General features: G+C 66.0%; 16 protein-coding genes. 9 read left to right on the forward strand and 7 right to left on the reverse strand.

What is annotated here, in order from left to right; all coding sequences use genetic code 11:
- The first annotated feature begins 269 nt into the window (after positions 1-269).
- The 3 genes from aceE to lpdA are packed head-to-tail and all read left to right on the forward strand — an operon-like array spanning position 270 to position 6,549.
- Complete coding sequence (gene aceE, locus DELCS14_RS14105) at positions 270-2,987, forward strand: pyruvate dehydrogenase (acetyl-transferring), homodimeric type (RefSeq protein ID WP_013802222.1); 2,718 nt, start codon at positions 270-272, stop codon at positions 2,985-2,987.
- A gap of 19 nt (positions 2,988-3,006) precedes the next feature.
- The gene (gene aceF / locus DELCS14_RS14110) at positions 3,007-4,689 is read left to right on the forward strand and encodes a dihydrolipoyllysine-residue acetyltransferase (protein ID WP_013802223.1); all 1,683 of its coding nucleotides are present in this window, start codon (positions 3,007-3,009) and stop codon (positions 4,687-4,689) included.
- 15 nt (positions 4,690-4,704) lie between these two features.
- Positions 4,705-6,549 carry a dihydrolipoyl dehydrogenase gene (gene lpdA, locus DELCS14_RS14115; protein ID WP_013802224.1) on the forward strand — a complete coding sequence of 615 codons (1,845 nt, stop codon included), beginning with the start codon at positions 4,705-4,707 and terminating at the stop codon, positions 6,547-6,549.
- Between the two features lie 141 nt (positions 6,550-6,690).
- Here lpdA and DELCS14_RS14120 read toward each other — a convergent pair whose 3' ends face one another.
- Positions 6,691-7,620: a LysR family transcriptional regulator gene (locus DELCS14_RS14120; protein WP_013802225.1), complete on the reverse strand. Its 930-nt coding sequence runs from the start codon at positions 7,618-7,620 to the stop codon at positions 6,691-6,693.
- Positions 7,621-7,685: 65 nt separating this feature from the next.
- Between DELCS14_RS14120 and DELCS14_RS14125 the strand changes: the two genes are divergently transcribed.
- Positions 7,686-8,303: a LysE family translocator gene (locus tag DELCS14_RS14125; RefSeq protein WP_013802226.1), complete on the forward strand. Its 618-nt coding sequence runs from the start codon at positions 7,686-7,688 to the stop codon at positions 8,301-8,303.
- Positions 8,304-8,491: 188 nt separating this feature from the next.
- Here the strand turns inward: DELCS14_RS14125 and DELCS14_RS14130 are convergent, their stop codons facing one another.
- On the reverse strand, positions 8,492-9,181 hold the full coding sequence (locus tag DELCS14_RS14130; protein ID WP_013802227.1) for a hypothetical protein: 690 nt from the start codon (positions 9,179-9,181) through the stop codon (positions 8,492-8,494).
- Between the two features lie 163 nt (positions 9,182-9,344).
- Between DELCS14_RS14130 and DELCS14_RS14135 the strand changes: the two genes are divergently transcribed.
- Positions 9,345-10,580 (forward strand): MFS transporter, encoded by a 1,236-nt coding sequence (locus DELCS14_RS14135; RefSeq protein WP_043796121.1) that lies wholly within the window; start codon positions 9,345-9,347, stop codon positions 10,578-10,580.
- A gap of 1 nt (position 10,581) precedes the next feature.
- Here DELCS14_RS14135 and DELCS14_RS14140 read toward each other — a convergent pair whose 3' ends face one another.
- Together DELCS14_RS14140 and DELCS14_RS14145 are read right to left on the reverse strand one after the other, a co-directional pair.
- Positions 10,582-11,607 (reverse strand): FUSC family protein, encoded by a 1,026-nt coding sequence (locus tag DELCS14_RS14140; RefSeq protein WP_013802229.1) that lies wholly within the window; start codon positions 11,605-11,607, stop codon positions 10,582-10,584.
- Positions 11,608-11,794: 187 nt separating this feature from the next.
- Positions 11,795-12,283, reverse strand: a complete 489-nt coding sequence (locus tag DELCS14_RS14145; protein ID WP_013802230.1) for an EVE domain-containing protein — start codon at positions 12,281-12,283, stop codon at positions 11,795-11,797.
- A gap of 129 nt (positions 12,284-12,412) precedes the next feature.
- Here DELCS14_RS14145 and yghU point away from each other — a divergent pair, with 129 nt between their 5' ends.
- Entirely contained in the window at positions 12,413-13,252 is an 840-nt protein-coding gene (yghU, locus tag DELCS14_RS14150; protein ID WP_013802231.1) for a glutathione-dependent disulfide-bond oxidoreductase, read from the forward strand.
- A gap of 7 nt (positions 13,253-13,259) precedes the next feature.
- Here the strand turns inward: yghU and DELCS14_RS14155 are convergent, their stop codons facing one another.
- The 3 genes from DELCS14_RS14155 to DELCS14_RS14165 all read right to left on the reverse strand — a co-directional run bounded on the left by DELCS14_RS14155 (position 13,260) and on the right by DELCS14_RS14165 (position 15,078).
- Entirely contained in the window at positions 13,260-13,892 is a 633-nt protein-coding gene (locus DELCS14_RS14155) for a hypothetical protein (RefSeq protein WP_228676888.1), read from the reverse strand.
- A 130-nt stretch (positions 13,893-14,022) separates the two neighbouring features.
- The gene (locus tag DELCS14_RS14160) at positions 14,023-14,280 is read right to left on the reverse strand and encodes a GlsB/YeaQ/YmgE family stress response membrane protein (RefSeq protein ID WP_012205794.1); all 258 of its coding nucleotides are present in this window, start codon (positions 14,278-14,280) and stop codon (positions 14,023-14,025) included.
- A gap of 162 nt (positions 14,281-14,442) precedes the next feature.
- Entirely contained in the window at positions 14,443-15,078 is a 636-nt protein-coding gene (locus DELCS14_RS14165) for a C40 family peptidase (RefSeq protein WP_012205793.1), read from the reverse strand.
- A 195-nt stretch (positions 15,079-15,273) separates the two neighbouring features.
- Between DELCS14_RS14165 and DELCS14_RS14170 the strand changes: the two genes are divergently transcribed.
- The 3 genes from DELCS14_RS14170 to DELCS14_RS14180 all read left to right on the forward strand — a co-directional run bounded on the left by DELCS14_RS14170 (position 15,274) and on the right by DELCS14_RS14180 (position 18,739).
- Entirely contained in the window at positions 15,274-15,876 is a 603-nt protein-coding gene (locus tag DELCS14_RS14170; RefSeq protein ID WP_012205792.1) for an isochorismatase family protein, read from the forward strand.
- A gap of 189 nt (positions 15,877-16,065) precedes the next feature.
- A complete protein-coding gene (locus DELCS14_RS14175) occupies positions 16,066-16,737 on the forward strand; it encodes an outer membrane protein (protein WP_013802233.1) in 672 nt (223 codons plus the stop codon).
- A 115-nt stretch (positions 16,738-16,852) separates the two neighbouring features.
- A complete protein-coding gene (locus DELCS14_RS14180; protein ID WP_013802234.1) occupies positions 16,853-18,739 on the forward strand; it encodes a propionate--CoA ligase in 1,887 nt (628 codons plus the stop codon).
- The last annotated feature ends 15 nt before the right edge of the window (positions 18,740-18,754 follow it).

The following is an 18,754-nucleotide window of genomic DNA, read 5'->3' on the forward strand; positions in this document are numbered from 1 at the left end:
CGCCGAGGCGCTTCGGCGACGTTCTTTGGGGTCTTCACTGTATGTGCGTTTGCAGCAAAATTTCAAATTATGAAATCAAAAAGCACCATTTGAAATTCGAAAAAAGTATGCGACACTCGCCGAGCATTGAGGCAGTGAATCGGTATTTTCAAGTTCGCCAGACAGGGTCTGTGCCGCGCAAGGCGTGGTGAACTACCCGCCTGCGTTGGCGCGCTGCGCCGCTCACTGGTTCGACCCCAAGACGCTACCTTCTGCAAGGAGACATTCCCATGACAGCTCAGACTGACCCGCAAGGCAATGCAGGCGTTCCCGCCGGCCTGGACCAACAAGAATCGCGCGAATGGATGGACGCCCTGTCGGCCGTCATCGACCGTGAGGGCGCCGAATACGCGCACAAGCTGATCGAGGACCTGCTCGAACACGCACGCCAGAACAGCGTGGACATGCCTTTCTCGGCCAACACCGGCTATGTGAACACCATCGAGACCTCGCAGGAAGCCCGCTGTCCCGGCAACCTGGAAATCGAAGGTCGTCTGCGCGCCTACATGCGCTGGAATGCCATGGCCATGGTGGTCAAGGCCAACCGCCTGCACCCGCCCGAAGGCGGTGACCTGGGCGGCCACATCGGCTCCTTCGCTTCGCTGGCCAACATGTTCGCGGCCGGCTTCAACCATTTCTGGCACGCCGAAAACGAGAACCACGGCGGCGACTGCCTGTACATCCAGGGCCACGTCTCGCCCGGCATCTATGCCCGCGCCTACCTGGAAGGCCGCATCTCCGAAGAGCAGCTGCTGAACTTCCGCCAGGAAGTGGACGGCAAGGGCCTGTCCAGCTACCCGCACCCCAAGCTGATGCCCGAGTTCTGGCAGTTCCCCACGGTGTCCATGGGCCTGGGCCCGCTGATGGCCATCTACCAGGCACGCTTCCTCAAGTACCTGCATGCCCGTGGCATTGCCGACACCGAAAGCCGCAAGGTCTGGGTGTTCTGCGGCGACGGCGAAATGGACGAGGTCGAGTCGCTGGGCGCGATCTCGCTGGCCGCCCGCGAAAAGCTGGACAACCTGATCTTCGTGATCAACTGCAACCTGCAGCGCCTGGACGGCCCGGTGCGCGGCAACGGCAAGATCATCCAGGAACTCGAGGGTGAGTTCCGCGGCTCCGGCTGGAACGTCATCAAGCTGCTGTGGGGCAAGGGCTGGGACGAGCTGCTGGCCAAGGACAAGGACGGCGTGCTCAAGAAGATCATGGCCGAGTGCAACGACGGCGACTACCAGTCGTTCAAGGCCAATGACGGCGCCTACGTGCGCAAGAACTTCTTCGGCCGCGATCCGCGCGCGCTGAAGATGGTCGAGCACATGAGCGACGACGAGATCTGGAACCTGCGCCGTGGCGGCCACGATTCGCAGAAGGTCTACGCTGCCTTCCATGCTGCCAATTCGCACAAGGGCCAGCCCACCGTGCTGCTGGTCAAGACCGTCAAGGGCTTCGGCATGGGCAAGATCGGTGAAGGCAAGAACACCGTTCACCAGACCAAGAAGCTGGGCGACGAGGACATCAAGGCCTTCCGCGACCGTTTCAACATTCCCATTCCCGACAGCCAGATCGCCGACCTGCCTTTCTACAAGCCGGCCGACGACACCCCGGAAATGCGCTACCTGCATGAGCGCCGCAAGGCCCTGGGCGGCTACCTGCCGCACCGCCGCGTGAAGGCCAGCGAGCAGTTCACGGCGCCTGCGCTGGATACCTTCAAGGCCATCCTTGAAGCCACGCCCGAAGGCCGTGAGATCTCGACCACCCAGGCCTATGTGCGCTTCCTCACGCAGCTGCTGCGCGACAAGGAAATCGGCCCGCGCGTCGTGCCCATCCTGGTGGACGAGGCACGTACCTTCGGCATGGAAGGCCTGTTCCGTCAGATCGGCATCTACAACCCCGCTGGACAGCAGTACACCCCGGTCGACAAGGACCAGGTGATGTACTACCGCGAGGACAAGGCCGGCCAGATCCTGCAGGAAGGCATCAACGAAGCCGGCGGCATGAGCAGCTGGATCGCGGCAGCCACGAGCTACAGCACGAGCAACCGGATCATGATCCCGTTCTACGTGTACTACTCGATGTTCGGCTTCCAGCGCATCGGTGACCTGGCCTGGGCGGCCGGCGACATGCAGGCGCGCGGTTTCCTGCTGGGCGGCACTTCGGGCCGCACCACGCTGAACGGCGAAGGCCTGCAGCACGAAGACGGCCACAGCCACATCCTGGCCAACACCATTCCCAACTGCGTGAGCTACGACCCGACCTTCGCCCACGAAGTCGCCGTGATCATGCAGGACGGCCTGCGCCGCATGGTGCAGAACCAGGAAAACGTCTTCTACTACATCACGCTGCTCAACGAGAACTACGCCATGCCCGGCCTCACGCCCGGCACCGAGCAGCAGATCATCAAGGGCATGTACCTGTGCAAGCCCGGCCAGAAGGTGCCGGAAAGCGGCCTGCGCGTGCAACTGCTGGGTTCGGGCACCATCCTGCGCGAATCCTTCTTCGCCCAGGAACTGCTGCTGGCCGACTGGGGCATTGCCGCCGACGTGTGGAGCTGCCCGAGCTTCAACGAGCTCACCCGCGACGGCCAGGACGCCGACCGCTGGAACCTGCTGCATCCGCTGGACACCCAGAAGGTGCCCTTCGTCACGCAGCAGCTGCAGTCGCACAATGGCCCGGTGATCGCATCCACCGACTACATGAAGGCCTACGCCGAGCAGATCCGCCCCTACATGCCCAAGGGCCGCACCTACAAGGTGCTGGGCACCGACGGCTTCGGCCGTTCGGACTTCCGCCGCAAGCTGCGCGAGCACTTCGAAGTGGATCGCCACTACATCGTGGTTGCCGCACTGCGCGCGCTGGCCGAAGAAGGCAAGATCAACGCCACCACCGTGGCCGAAGCGATCGCCAAGTACGGCATCAAGGCCGACAAGATCAACCCGCTGCACGCTTGAGTAAGAACGGGAGACACATATGGCATTGGTAGAAATTCAAGTCCCCGATATCGGTGATTTCGACGAAGTTGCTGTGATCGAAGTGCTGGTCAAGGCCGGCGATCAGATCAAGGCCGAGCAATCGCTGATCACAGTGGAGTCCGACAAGGCCTCCATGGAGATCCCCTCCAGCCACGCTGGCGTGGTCAAGGAGCTGCGCGTCAACATGGGCGACAAGGTCAAGCAGGGCAGCATCATTGCCGTGGTCGAGTCGGCGGAAGCCGCTGCCCCGGCACCTGCAGCCGCCGCACCGGCCCCCGCCGCTGCAGCCCCGGCCCCGGTGGCTGCGCCTGCACCGGCCGCTGCTCCCGCTGCCGCGCCTGCGGCCTCGGGCGCCGCCACGCAGGTCGACATCAAGATTCCCGACATTGGCGACTTCAAGGACGTGGCCGTGATCGAGATGCTGGTCAAGGTTGGCGACACCGTGACGGCCGAGCAATCGCTGTTCACCGTCGAGTCCGACAAGGCCTCGATGGAAATCCCGTCGCCAGCGGCCGGCACCATCACGGCGCTGACGCTCAAGATCGGTGACACGGTCAACGTGGGCGATGTGGTCGGCCAGATGAGCGTGCAGGGCGCTGCCGCGCCTGCAGCCCAGGCTGCGGCCCCGGCACCTGCTGCTGCAGCCCCTGCACCGGCAACTGCTGCCCCGGCCGCTGCTCCGGTCGCTGCAGCATCGGCTCCCGCCGCTGCACCTGCGCACAACCCCACCGTGGCGCCCACGGGCAAGCTGCCCCATGCATCGCCCTCGGTACGCAAGTTCGCCCGCGAACTCGGCGTTCCGCTGGACGAGGTCAAGGGCTCGGGCAACAAGGGCCGCATCACGGCCGACGACATCCAGGCTTTCACCAAGTCCGTCATGGCGGGCGCCGTGCAGACCAAGGCCCAGGCCGCGACCGCTCCCAAGGGTGGCTCCGGCGGCGGCGCAGGTCTGGACCTGCTGCCCTGGCCCAAGGTCGACTTCGCCAAGTTCGGCCCGGTCGAGCGCAAGGACCTGTCGCGCATCAAGAAGATCAGCGGCGCCAACCTGTCGCGCAACTGGGTCATGATCCCGCACGTCACCAACAATGACGAGGCCGACATCACCGACCTGGAAGCCTTCCGTGTCTCCACCAACAAGGAGAACGAGAAGAGCGGCGTCAAGGTGACCATGCTGGCCTTCGTGATCAAGGCGGTGGTTGCGGCCCTCAAGAAGTTCCCCGAGTTCAATGCCTCGCTGGACGGCGATACCCTGGTCTACAAGCAGTACTTCCACGTCGGCTTTGCGGCCGACACGCCCAACGGCCTGGTGGTCCCCGTGCTGCGCGATGCCGACAAGAAGGGCATCCTGCAGATCAGCCAGGAAATGGGCGAGCTGGCCAAGAAGGCCCGCGACGGCAAGCTCGGCGCCGCCGACATGCAGGGCGGCTGCTTCTCGATCTCGTCGCTGGGCGGCATCGGTGGCACGAACTTCACCCCCATCATCAACGCCCCTGAAGTGGCCATCCTCGGCCTGTCCAAGGGCCAGATGAAGCCGGTGTGGGATGGCAAGCAATTCGTGCCGCGCCTGACGCTGCCGCTGTCGCTGTCCTATGACCACCGTGTCATCGACGGTGCCTCGGCCGCGCGCTTCAATGCCTTCCTGGGCCAAGTGCTGGCGGACTACCGCCGCATCCTGCTGTAAACGGAGGCCCGACACATGGCAATCATCGACATCAAGGTGCCCGACATCGGCGACTTCGCCGAAGTGGGCGTGATCGAACTGCTGGTCCAGCCCGGTGACACCGTCGCCAAGGACCAGTCCCTGATCACCGTGGAGTCCGACAAGGCCTCCATGGAGATCCCCTCCAGCCATGCCGGCGTGGTCAAGGAACTCAAGGTCAAGATCGGCGACAAGATCGCCGAAGGCGGCCTGATCCTGACGCTGGAGGCCGCTGGCGAAGCGGCCGCCGCACCCCAGGCGGCAGCACCGGCCCCTGCAGCGGCGGCTCCGGCGCCCGCCGCTGCAGCGCCCGCAGCATCGGCTCCCGCTCCGACCGCAGCCAGCTATGCCGGTGGCGCGGCCGATTACGACTGCGACGTGGTCGTGCTCGGCGGCGGTCCTGGCGGCTACTCGGCAGCCTTCCGTGCGGCCGATCTGGGCCTGAATGTGGTCATCGTCGAGCGCTACAAGAGCCTGGGCGGCGTCTGCCTGAACGTGGGCTGCATCCCGTCCAAGGCGCTGCTGCACGTGGCCGCCGTGGTGGACGAGGTCAAGCACCTGGAAGTGGCGGGCGTCAAGTTCGGCGCGCCCGAGGTCAACATCGACCAGCTGCGCGGGCACAAGGACAAGGTCATCGGCAAGCTGACCGGCGGTCTGGGCCAGATGGCCAAGATGCGCAAGGTCACCGTGGTGCGCGGCTACGGCAATTTCGTCGGCGCCAACCACCTTGAGGTGGAAGAGACCACGGGCGACGGCCAGGAAAAGACCGGCAGCAAGAAGATCGTGCAGTTCAAGCGCGCCATCATTGCCGCCGGCAGCCAGGCCGTGCACCTGCCCTTCATGCCCAAGGACCCGCGCGTGGTGGACTCCACCGGCGCGCTGGACCTGGCCAGCGTGCCCAAACGCATGCTGATCCTGGGCGGCGGCATCATCGGCCTGGAAATGGGCACCGTCTACTCCACGCTGGGCGCGCGCCTGGACGTGGTGGAGATGATGGACGGCCTCATGCAGGGCGCCGACCGTGACCTGGTCAAGGTCTGGCAGAAGATGAACGCGCCGCGCTTCGACAACATCATGGTCAACACCAAGACCGTGGGTGCCGAAGCCACGCCCGAAGGCATCAAGGTCAGCTTTGCGCCTGCCAAGGACGGCGTCACCGTGCCCGAGCCCCAGGTCTACGACCTGGTGCTGCAGGCCGTGGGCCGCACGCCCAACGGCAAGAAGATCGCTGCCGAGAAGGCCGGCGTGGCCGTCACGGACCGCGGCTTCATCGAAGTCGATATCCAGATGCGCACCAATGTGCCCCACATCTTCGCCATCGGCGACGTGGTGGGCCAGCCCATGCTGGCGCACAAGGCCGTGCACGAGGCCCATGTGGCCGCCGAAGTCATCGCCGGTGAACTGCAGGGCAACAAGGAGCTGGCTGCCAGCGCCTTCAACGCCCGCGTGATCCCCAGCGTGGCCTACACCGACCCGGAAGTGGCGTGGGTGGGCCTGACCGAGGACCAGGCTAAGGCCCAGGGCATCAAGGTCAAGAAGGGTGTCTTCCCCTGGACGGCTTCGGGCCGCGCCATTGCCAATGGCCGCGACGAAGGCGTCACCAAGCTGCTGTTCGATGACAGCCCCGAGGCGCACGGCCATGGCCGCATCCTGGGTGGCGGCATCGTCGGCACGCATGCGGGCGACATGATCGGCGAGATTGCGCTGGCCATCGAAATGGGTGCCGACGCCGTGGACATCGGCAAGACCATCCACCCCCACCCCACGCTGGGCGAAAGCCTGGGCATGGCGGCCGAGGTGGCGCACGGCTCCTGCACGGACCTGCCGCCGCAGCGCAAGTAAGCGCAAGGCCGGGCTTTCCGGCCTGGCAAGGACAGAAAGGCAGCTTCGGCTGCCTTTCTGCTTTGGGAGACGCAGATAAGGACACAGACATCAGCCCGGACACCGTTCCAGACACAGGCACGGCAAAGGGGGCAGACCTGTTCAGGCCTGGGCGCGAAGCCACTGCAGCAATTGGTCGTGCACGCCATCTGGCGTGGGCGGAGCGGGGGACAGCAGGCAGTAGCGCGAACCGTCCTCGACAAAGCCCATGGGCGCTGCCAGCACGCCGTTGGCGACGTCGTCGCGCACCAGTTGCCAGGGTCCGATGGCCAGTCCCATGCCTGCCACGGCGGCCTGCAGGCTGAAATAGAAATGGTCGAACTGCAGCTGGGATCCGGACGGCGGCGGCTGGCCGCTGTGCTCTGCCCAGGTGGACCAGGCCCCCGGGCGGGTGCGGCTTTGCAGCAAGGGCGCCTCCGGACGCAGCCCGGTGGCATGCCCCTCGTCGGAGCGCGTGCACCACTGCGCCAGCCGCTCGGGTCGGCAGACCGGGCCTATGCGCTCGGCAAACAGGGTCTCCGCATGACAGCCCGCTGGCGGAGAGAAGTCATCGCGTCGTATGGCCAGATCGATGCCGTCCGCGAAAGAGAAAGGCCCGCCGCCCGCCATCAGGTGCAGCTGCAACTCCGGGTGCTGTTCCTGGAACTGGGGCCAGCGCGGGATCAGCCAGCGCATGAGCAAGGTGGGCTCGCAGGACAGCACCCAGCGGCGCGCCTGCTGCGCGCGCGAGCGCAACTCCTGCGTGGCCTGGCGCATGCGCTCCAGGCCTTCGTGCACGGCCTGGGCCAGGTGGCGGCCCGCATCGGTCAGGAAGACGCGGCGGCTGCGGCGGTCAAACAGGGTCACGCCCAGATCGTCCTCCAGCAGGCGCACGGCCCGGCTGATGGCGCCATGGGTCAGGTGCAACTCTTCTGCCGCCTTGCTGAAATTCTCCCGCCGGGCGGCCGCTTCGAAGCAACGCAAGGCCTGCAGCGACGGCAGCCGCTTGCTCGGGGTGTGTGAGTTGAGTTCACCAACTGTGTCAGAAAACATCGTTATCTATTTTCATGGAAGGCCAATACTATCAGGCGCGTTGCATTGAATCGAATGGATAACCGATGACCGAATGGATAGCTGTAGTCACCATTACCTTGCTGGCCGTCATCAGCCCAGGGGCGGATTTCGCCATGGTCACACGCAACAGCCTGCTGCGCTCGCGCCGCGCGGGCCTGCTCACGGCGCTGGGCATTGGCCTGGGGGTGCTGGTCCATGTCGGCTATACCTTGCTCGGGGTCGGACTGCTCATGCAGCAGTCCACCTGGTTGTTCGACGTGGTCAAGCTGCTGGGTGCAGCCTATCTGATCTATCTGGGCGTGACCATGCTGCGCAGCCGCCCGGAGGGCGATTTGCCCAGCCAGCCCGTGGCCGCGCTCTCCGACATGGCGGCACTGCGCACGGGCTTTCTGACGAATGCGCTCAATCCCAAGACCACGGTGTTCGTGGTCAGCCTGTTCCTGCAGATCGTGGGACAGGACACGCCGCTGGCCACGCAGCTGGCATATGGCGGATTCATCTCGCTGGCCCATGTGGCGTGGTTCTGCATCGTGGCGCTGTGCTTTTCGGCCCAGCGGGTGCGTGCACGGCTGCTGGCCGTGCGGCATTGGATAGACAGGGCCTTTGGCGGCATGTTGGTGGGGTTTGGTTTGCTGCTGGCAACGGCCAAGCTGCGGCTGTGATGTGGTGATGGTCTGACAGGAATTGGTGGGGGAGGACGGGCAGGCAGGCGGCTGCTGCCCGGCATGCGAGGCCTGCGGGGTGCCATCTGGTACCTCGCAGGCTTGGCTGTTTCTGGCGAGTGTCAGGTTCGCCCGGCAAGCGGGCCGGCGTCCCAGTGGCTTGCGGTTCGACCCGGCGCGGCAGGTGTTCATGGTGGGGGCGTGCCATCGTCTCCATGGTGAACGCCGACGCCAAGGCCTGCTCCCATGCCCAGGCCGCCCATGCCTGCGGCGCCCATTCCTGCGCCGCCACCGCCCTTGCTCGAAGCGCCGGATTCCGCGCCACCTTTGCGCGCCCCGCCCGCCGTGCCGCCCGGACGCGTGGGGCCCTGGTTGGGAACGCGCAGGCTGTCGGGGATCGGCTCCAGATCCAGCGCTTCGCGGATGAAAGCGCGCAGCGAAGTGACGAGTGCCGCAGTCTCGACAGGCTGGCCTGCCACCATGTCCTGGGCCGCCTGGGCGGCCATGCGCACCTGGTCTTGCGTCCCGAGCAAGATGACATCGGACAGCGCGGCTTCGACCGCATCGCGAATGCGCCGTTGGCGCTCGCTGCCAAAAGCCGGTGGTGCATCGGCGTCGTCGGCGGCGGGCCTGCGCAGATCGCGCAGGTGCAGGGGATTCACATGCAGCGTGCCCGTGAAGGAGCCGCCCAGCGTCTTGTAGGCGGCGATAAGCGACTTCAGGCGTTCATTGATCTGGCGGTTCTCACGCTCGCGCCGCTTTTGCACGGTCTGCATGAACAGCAGGCGAATGCCCATCATCAGGCAGGTGACCAGCAGCAGGCCCAACACCGTGGACAGCAGCGAAGACCAGGAGCTGAAATCTAGTGATGAGCGCATGCGCAAGGCCTCGGGGGTTGATCCAGGCCTTCAGTGTGCCTCCATACAGACGGGTCGGCGGGTAAGAAGAGTGCTGTTTGCAGGCGCCGCTTGGCCTATGCTTTCGATACTTCACACATCAGCGACAGGGCGCATGGCATGCGCCCCCGGGAGACAGCATCCAGTGAAAACAACGAAGCAGGGGGTGCATCCCTCATGGATCGTCGTGGCGGCCGGCGTCAGCGCGGCTCTGCATGTAGGCAAGCTGCCGCCGGCTGTGCCGGTGCTGCAGCAGCAATTGGGCCTGTCCCTGCTGCAGGCCGGCTTTCTGCTTTCCACCGTGCAGGTGGCCGGCATGGTGCTGGGCCTGGTGGTGGGTCTGGGTGCAGACCGCTGGGGGCTGCGGCGCAGCATGCTGGCAGGCCTGCTGCTGATGGCGGGTGCCAGCGCCCTGGGCGCCACCGCTACGGGGTTTGCAGCGCTGCTGGCCTTGCGTGCCGTGGAGGGGCTGGGCTTTTTGCTGGTGGCCATGCCGGGGCCGGGTCTGATCCGGCGCTGCGTGGCGCCAAGTGATCTGAGCGCGCGCATGGGCTGGTGGGGCACCTATATGCCGTTGGGCAGTGCCATCGGCTTGCTGCTGGGGCCGTGGGTGATGGCCTGGGCATCCTGGCCCGCATGGTGGTTGCTGTTGGGGCTGATTTCGGCACTCGCATGGGTCGCCGTCTGGTGTGGCGTGCCGGCAGACAGGCCGGTGCCCCTTGGCGCGTCGGTGGCGGGCGGCGGCTGGCGTCCTCGCCTGGCGTTGACCCTGCGCAGCCCCGGACCCTGGTGCGTGGCTGTGGCCTTTGCCGTTTATTCAGGGCAGTGGATGGCCGTCATCGGCTTTCTCCCCACGGTCTATGCCGAGGCTGGCCTGGGCGCCGCATTGTCGGGCACGCTGACGGCCGTGGTGGCGCTGGCCAACATGGTGGGCAATGTGGCCTCGGGCCGTTTGCTCCAAGGCGGCTGGAGCGCCACGCGCGCCTTGCGTCTGGGCTTTGGCTGCATGGCGGCGTGTGCGCTGCTGGCCTATCTGCAATGGCAGGGGCAACCGCTGGCGCCGTTGTGGCTGCGCTTTGTGGCGGTGGTGTTGTTTTCGGCGGCGGGCGGGCTGATTCCGGGCACGCTGTTTTCCATGGCGGTGCGGCTGGCCCCCGATGAGTCCACGGTATCGACCACGGTGGGTTTCATGCAGCAATGGTCCAGCGTGGGGCAGTTTGCAGGCCCGCCTCTGGTGGCGGCCGTGGCCGTGCAGGCGGGCGGATGGCAGTGGACCTGGGTGGTGACGGCGGCCATGTGCGCCATCGGCTGGTGGCTGGCCGGCGCGATCGGGCGCATCAGTGGTGCGGGTGCAGCACCGCGCGGGCGCGCTGCAGTCTGAATCACGCGTCGCGCGAGCCTATCAACGCCTTCAGGGCCTCTTCCATCTGCTGCGCATGGTCCAGTGCGGGCAGCCAGGCCTGGGGCACCGGCTGGGCTGGGGCCTGGGGTGCGGAGGCGGCCAGTTCGGCCAGGGCGTCATCGGGCTGCAGGGCCACCACGTTGCCGTTGGCGGACAGCTGGCGGCAGGCATCGACCAGCCATTCGCAGTGCAGGACGATGGCGCGCGGCATGAGGCCACTGTCATGCGACATGCCGCGCACCAGGCTTTCGCCCAGCAGCAGTGCGCTGGCATACAGGCGCACGGCGTGGCGGTCATAGCGCCCGGTGATGGTCTGCAGCCCCGCGCCACCCAGGCGGCCGCGCAGGGACCAGCGGCTGGCGCTTTGCGCCTCCACCATGGCTGCGCGCAGTGCGCTCAGCGCATCGCTGCTGCGCGTGAGCTGGCCCAGCGCGACGGTGGCATCGGGCGTGTCGTGGGTGGCGGTGGCGCGCAGGGTGGCTTCCAGCCCCTCGGCCAGCTGGCCCAGCAAGGCGCTTGCCGAGCGCGATACGGCGCGCAGCGGATTGGCCGTGAAGATCACCTGGCTGAACATCAGGCCGACACCGGCGCCCACCAGTACGTCAACCAGCCGCGTCTCGCCCGCGGCGCTCGGCCCCATGCTCAGCACCAGCACGACGGAGACGCCCGCCTGTATCGGGACGACCGGCGGCTGCCCGAGCATGGCGGCCAGAGACAGGGCGACCAGCGAGGCCAGACTCAGCCGCAGCAGCGGAATGGTGTCGGGCAGCAGCCAGGCCAGTTCGCCGACGATGATGCCGATGGCGCAGCCCAGCACCAGGCCCCAGGTCTGCTTGAGGTGGCTGGGCAGGCCGGGCGCCAGGCAGACCAGGGCGGTGACGGCGGCAAAGACGGGTTTGGGGTGGCCGAGCAGGTAGTGGGACAGCTCCCAGGCCAGCATCGCACCCAGGGAGGCGGCGATGGCGTCGCGCAGCGCCAGACGCAGGCGGCCGGGCGCAGCGGCCATGCCGCTCTTGGGTGTTCCAGGGGGTGTTTTTGCTTTTGCTTTTCGCCAACGCACGAAGATTCTCCCTCCAGCATGCGAAATCCAGGTTCGCAAATGCCCAAAAGCATAGCGGCCGGTGCAGGTCCGGCGTGCAGGAGAGAAGCTTCTTGCTTGTAAGAAAGCAGCCCGCAGCGGGCGGGTCAGCAGCTCAGGCGGGTTGGAGCAGGCCTTCGATGAAGGCCCATTCCTCGGGCGTGACCGGCGTGATCGACAGGCGGTTGCCCTTTTGCAGTACACGCATGCCGGCTAGCTCGGGATGCTTGCGCAGCTCGGCGATCTGCAGCGTGCGTGTCTTGCGCAGCGCCTGCACGTCCAGCGTGAGCCAGCGTGGCTTGTCGGGCGAGGACTTGGGGTCGTAGTAGGGACTGCGCGGGTCGAACTGCGAGGCATCGACGCGCAGGTTGCCTGCAATGCGGGCGATGCCGTAGATGCCGGGCTCGGCGCAACTGGAGTGCCAATACAGCACCCCATCGCCCACCTGCATGGCATCGCGCATGAAGTTGCGCGCCTGGTAGTTGCGCACACCGTCCCAGGCGATGGTGGCCTGCGGTGCGGCCAGCGCGTGGTCTATGGAGAATTCGTCGGGCTCGTTCTTCATGAGCCAGAACTGGCGGGCGGAGGTGGGGGCGGCAGTCATGCCACGATTGTGGCAAATCCCCGGGCGCCGTGGCGGCGTTCCGCGCACGCCGGCAAGAGCGCGCCGGTGACGGGACAATCGCCTTCAGCCGGGCACCTCTCCCCAGCCCGCGAACCACAGGAACCCTGCATGACCGACAGCTCCACCTATGTCCCGCCCGCCGTATGGCAGCCAGCGCCTTCGGGCGGTACCTTTGCCAACATCAACCGCCCGGTCGCCGGTCCCACCCATGACAAGGCATTGCCGGTGGGGCAGCAGCCGCTGCAGCTGTATTCGCTGGCCACGCCCAACGGCGTGAAGGTCACCATCATGCTGGAGGAGCTGCTGGCGCTGGGCCATGCCGGCGCGGAATACGACGCGTGGCTGATCCGCATCGGTGAAGGCGACCAGTTCTCCAGCGGCTTTGTCGAGGTCAATCCCAATTCCAAGATCCCGGCGCTGGTGGATCGCAGCGTCGAGCCGCCGGTGCGCGTGTTCGAGTCAGGCTCCATCCTGCTGTACCTGGCCGAGAAGTTTGGTGCGCTGCTGCCTGCCGAGCCCGCTGCGCGCACCGAGACGCTGAACTGGCTGTTCTGGCAGATGGGTTCGGCACCCTACCTTGGCGGCGGTTTCGGGCATTTCTATGCCTATGCGCCCGAGAAGTTCGAGTACCCCATCAACCGCTTCACCATGGAGACCAAGCGCCAGCTCGATGTGCTCGATCGCCAGCTGGCCCTGCACCCGTTCATTGCAGGGGCCAACTACAGCATTGCCGATATCGCCATCTGGCCCTGGTATGGGGCCCTGGTGCTCAACGAGGTGTATGGCGCGGCCGAGTTCCTGTCAGCCCATGAATACACGCATGTCATGCGCTGGGCCAGGGAGATTGCCCAAAGGCCGGCCGTGCTGCGCGGCCGCCGCGTGAATCGTACCTGGGGAGATGAAGCCACCCAGGTGCCCGAGCGCCACCAGGCGTCGGACCTGGGCTGATAGCCGTCTACTGGGAGCGGCCCCAGGGGCCGCGATCGGGCTGGCGCCAGAAGCGCGGGCGCTTGCCGGAAGGCTCGGGGGCGGGCTCGGCCTCGAGCCCGTCCTTGTCGGTCCTGTCGGCCTTGCCAGCCTTGTCGGCCGTTTCCAATTGCTGACCTGTCTGCTCGACCTTGCGCGCCGTGCGATCCAGCCGCGAGGGAATGTCGAGTTCTGCGTGCTCGACCACACGAATGCAGTCCTGGATATGGCGCTCGCCCAGATAGCGCAGCGTGGCATAGCCCAGCGCTGCCGCTGCGGCCTGGCCTGCCAGCGGCACGTACTTGGCGGCCTGCGTGGCCGTCATGCGCATGCCGGCCGCGCGCGCCAGGCGCACCACCATGTCGCGCGTGATCAGCTTGCCGATCAGCACCGAGCCCACCATGGCCACGGCCTTTTGCACCTGCTCGCGCTTGCCGGGTTCCAGCTTGTCCAACTGTTCGGGCGTGAGGCCGAATTCGCGGTTGATGCGCGGCAGCAGCCGCGCCAGCAGTGCCGCATCCACCAGCCAGTCCAGGCCCGGAATGGGCAGGCTGCTGGCTGCTGCGCCGACCAGTGCACGCCGGTGCAGCAACTTGCGCGCGCTCTCGGCCGCTTGCGCCACATCTTGGCGCGGTGGTGGAGGGGGAGGGGTTTTGTCCGATGTGCGAAAGATCATGCGTGCCAGTGAAGACGGGGCAGATGTCGATCAAGAGAATGCGCCAGCCGGCGGATGCGGCTGGCGCGCAGGGTGGTCAGCGTGCGCTCTTGCTGCGCACCAGACTGTAGATGAAGAGGATGACGATGGCGCCCACGATGGAGGCGATCCACCCTGCGGGCTGCCCGGCCTCGTACCAGCCCATGGCGACACCGACGTAGCTGGCAAGAAACGATCCTGCCACGCCGAGCAGGATGGTCATGATCCAGCCAAGGCTGTCATCGCCGGGTTTGAGTGCCCGCGCTAGCAAGCCAACGACCAGGCCAACGATGAGGGTACCAATCAAGGACATCATGCTTTTCTCCGAACTGAAGCTTCCATGCCGCGACTCTAGGGCCCGGCACCGGGTGGCCCTGTCGGACAGCATCTCAACCTGGGACGAAGCCAGGGCAGGGCCCTGAAAAACAAAACGCCTGCATGTGCAGGCGTTTGTGGATTGGCGCAAAAGACGCTGCGATCACTGCAGCTGGCTTGCCTGCATCTGCAGGGCCAGAGCGGCCTTGCTGGCGTCAAGGCCCAGGCCGTCGGCGTCCTGCACGCGGCGGGCTCCATCGAAGCGGCGGGCCCAGTACGCGCTTTGCATGCTTTCCACGCGAACCTGCGCACCGGTGCGCGGTGCATGGATGAAGTTGCCGTCGCCGACATAGATGCCGACATGGCTGAAGGTGCGGCGCATGGTGTTGAAGAACACCAGATCACCGGGCTTGAGTTCGTTCTTGTCGATTTTCTCCGTGGCCTGTGCCTGCTGGTCAGCGCGGCGCGGCAGGACCTTGCCCAGGGTTTCGGAGTAGATGGCGCGGACGAAGCCGCTGCAGTCGAAGCCGGTCTCGGCACTGTTGCCGCCGCGGCGGTAGGGAACGCCGATGAAGCCCATGGCGGTCACGACCAGATCGGAGGTCTTTTCGGCGACGCTTTGTCGTGCTTCCTTGACGAAGTCGGAAGTGCGTTCCGCCATGTGGTGGCGGGCTTCGCGCAGCTGCGAGATGAGGCTGCGGTTGACCAGCAGCTGGTTCATATCGTCGTCACGCATTTCGGGCGGAGCCGCGTGTGCCGTGACGCTGACAAACAGGAGTGCAATAAGCCATCGGGACATGGGGCGCGAGATTACCACGCAAAAACGTAGGACAAATTCGATAAGACCCCCGAAAGCCTGGGTTTTTGAGTTACCTCAGGAATCCGGGCTGCGCGGCAGGGAGCGCACGCAAGCTGCGACAATGGAAAGCTTTCCCTTTTGTCCTCTATAAGAAGGGCGGCCCGCGCCGCCCCATATTCCCAAGAAAGATCCGCCATGCTGCTTGAAGCCACCGACTCCCAGCTCGTACTCGTCGATTACCAGGAGCGCCTGATGCCGGCCATCTTCGAGGGACCGGCAGTTCTGGCCAATGCCGTGAAGCTGGCGCGCCTGGCGCAGCTGGTGGACGTGCCGGTCTTCGGTACCGAGCAGAACCCCTCGCGCCTGGGCGCCAACGACGCCGAACTGCGCGCGCTGTGCGACCGGACCCTGTCCAAGATGCATTTCAGCGCCGTGGCCGAGGGCCTGGGCGAGTGGCTGCGTCCTCCTGCACGGCCCCAGGGCGGCAATGCACGCAGCCTGCCCAAGCACCTGCAAAAGCCCCAGCAGCAGGCGCCCGAGCGCAGCATGGTGGTGATTGCCGGCTGTGAAGCCCATGTCTGCCTGCTGCAGACGGCGCTGGAGCTGCTGGAAGATGAGTTCGATGTCTGGGTCGTCACCGACGCCTGCAGCTCGCGCACCGAGCGCAACCGCGATGCCGCCTTCGACCGCCTGGCCGGCGCAGGTGCCGAGCTGGTGACCACGGAGATGGTGGCCTTCGAGTGGCTGCGCAGCTGCGAGCATCCGGCCTTCAAGGATTTGCTCGCTCTGGTCAAGTAAGGCACGGGTTCCTGGGTCCGCCGTCTTGGGGCGCTCTTTGGAGCGCCTTTTTTCATGGTGACCGGCCTCTTCTTGGGAGGCGGGCCGTCGCCGCACCGCGTAGTTCTACGGAGCTGCGTGCGTAGCCGGCCGAATAGGCGCGGGCAGGGCGTTTTTCTACAGTGGCGGCATTCCCCCAAGAGAGACTGTATGAAGCACGTTCTGACCTTCACCGCCCTGATCCTGACCGCCTCGGGCAGCGCTTTGGCTGCCGACAATTTCTATGGCGCCGTCCGTATCAACTCCGCCAACTACAAGGCCCACGACATGGACTCCAGCGCCCGCCCCGGCCTGGGACAGTTCGTGCCTGGTGACGACAGCCGCCGCGCTACAGGCGGCTCTCTGGCCCTGGGCTATCAGCTCCCGTCGGACTGGCGCCTGGAAGCCGAATACACCCTGCCCAGGAGCAACGAATTCACCAGCGGCTCCACGCGCTTTCCCACGAGCTTCAATCACCACAGCATCCGTTCTCAGCGCCTGATGATCAATGCGTACAAGGATTTCCCCCTGAACGCGCAGTTCTCCGTGTACGGCACGGCGGGCCTGGGCCTGGCCCACCTGCAGTCCAGCGGCTGGCAAGGCAATCCGAATCGCCAGTACTTCAGCGATTCCCAGAACAATCTGGCCTATGCGCTGGGCTTTGGCGTCAGCTACTCGCCGATTCAAAAGGTCAGCATCGACCTGGGCTACCGCTATGTGGGCATGGGCAAGACCCACAGCGGCGCCAACAACTTCACCAATGTCCGTGGCCTGCAGGATGAGCAGATGCGCGCCAAGCTGAGTTCCAGCGAGATCTCGGTCGGCCTGCGCTACAGCTTCTGAGTTTGAAGGGGCCTGTCTGCCCGCGCAGCGCGGAGTTGTCAGCTTTTGGCAAGCGCATTATGAATAATTATGAATTCAGAAGCCGCCAATCCATGACAACGACAGGAGACAGACAATGGCCCCGCGTTTCGACGATTTCCACCGCCGCTCCATCGAGGAGCGCGATGCCTTCTGGGCCGAGCAGGCCCGCCGCATCGACTGGCATGTGCCGCCCCAGCGCATCTGCGACTACGACAATCCGCCGTTTGCAAGGTGGTTTGTCGGGGGGCAGACCAATCTCTGCCACAACGCCGTGGACCGGCACCTGGCCGAGCGCGCCGACCAGAACGCGCTGATCGCCATCTCCACCGAGACCGGCACGGAAAAGGTCTACACCTACCGCGAACTGCATGCCGAGGTGCAGCGCATGGCCGCCGTGCTGCAGTCGCTGGGCGTGCAAAAGGGCGACCGCGTCCAGATCTACATGCCCATGATTGCCGAGGCGGCCTTTGCCATGCTGGCCTGCGCGCGGCTGGGTGCCATCCATTCGGTGGTGTTCGGCGGCTTTGCCTCGGCGGCGCTGGCCTCGCGCATCGACGATGCCGAGCCCAAGGTCATCATCAGTGCCGACGCGGGTTCTCGCGGCGGGCGCGTCGTGGCCTACAAGCCCTTGCTGGACGAGGCCCTGCAGCTGGCCAGCCACAAGCCAGCGGCCGTGCTCATCGTGGACCGTGGCCTGGCGCCTGCGCCCATGCGCGCCGGTCGTGACCACGACTGGGCCAGCCTGCGTGCGCTGCACGCCGACGCCCAGGTCGCCTGCACCTGGGTGGAATCCACCGACCCCAGCTACACGCTCTACACCAGCGGCACCACGGGGCGCCCCAAGGGCGTGCAGCGCGATACAGGCGGCTACACGGTGGCGCTGGCCGCCAGCATGCCGCTGATCTTCGGGGCCGAGGCAGGGCAGACTTTTTTCTGCACCAGCGACATCGGCTGGGTCGTGGGCCACAGCTACATCATCTATGCGCCGCTGATCGCAGGCATGGCCACCGTGCTCTACGAGGGCCTGCCCATACGCCCCGACGCAGGCATCTGGTGGAGCATCGTGGAGAAGTACCGGGTCACCCACATGTTCTCGGCGCCCACGGCCATCCGCGTGCTCAAGAAGCACGATGCCGAGTACCTGCACCGCCACGATATCTCCAGCCTCAAGGCGCTGTGGCTGGCCGGCGAGCCGCTGGACGAGCCCACGGCGCAGTGGATCAGCCAGGCCCTGGGAAAACCCATCATCGACAACTACTGGCAGACCGAGACCGGCTGGCCCATCCTCACGCTGTGCAACGGCGTGGAGCAGCAGACCACGCGCTTCGGCAGTCCCGGCAAGGCCGTCTATGGCTATGACGTGAAACTGATCGACGAGGCCACGGGCGAGGAACTGCTCGGTGCCGGGCAAAAGGGCGTGCTGGCCATCGAGGGACCGCTGCCGCCGGGCTGCATGCAGACCGTCTGGCGTGACGACCAGCGCTTCATCAACACCTACTGGAAGAGCATTCCGGGCCGCATGATCTACAGCACCTTCGACTGGGGCATACGCGACGAGGACGGCTACTTCTTCATCCTGGGCCGCACGGACGACGTGATCAACGTGGCCGGCCACCGCCTTGGCACGCGCGAGATCGAGGAATGCATCTCCGCCCATCCCCAGGTGGCCGAAGTCGCCGTGGTCGGCGTGGCCGATGCGCTCAAGGGCCAGGTGGCGCTGGCCTTTGCCGTGCCGCGCACGGCGCTGGAAGGCGAGGCCGAGCGCGCGGCGCTGGAGGCCGATGTGATGAAGCTGGTCGATGCGCGGCTGGGCGCCGTGGCCCGGCCCTCGCGCGTGGTCTTCGTCAGTGCGCTGCCCAAGACGCGCAGCGGCAAGCTGCTGCGCCGCGCCATGCAGGCCGTGGCCGAGGGGCGCGACCCGGGCGACCTCAGCACCATGGAAGACCCGGCTGCGCTGGCCCAGGTGCAGCAGCAGCTGTGAGGCAGGGCGCGCGCC

This window comes from Delftia sp. Cs1-4, from assembly GCF_000214395.1.
Classification (GTDB): Bacteria; Pseudomonadota; Gammaproteobacteria; order Burkholderiales; family Burkholderiaceae_C; genus Comamonas; species Comamonas acidovorans.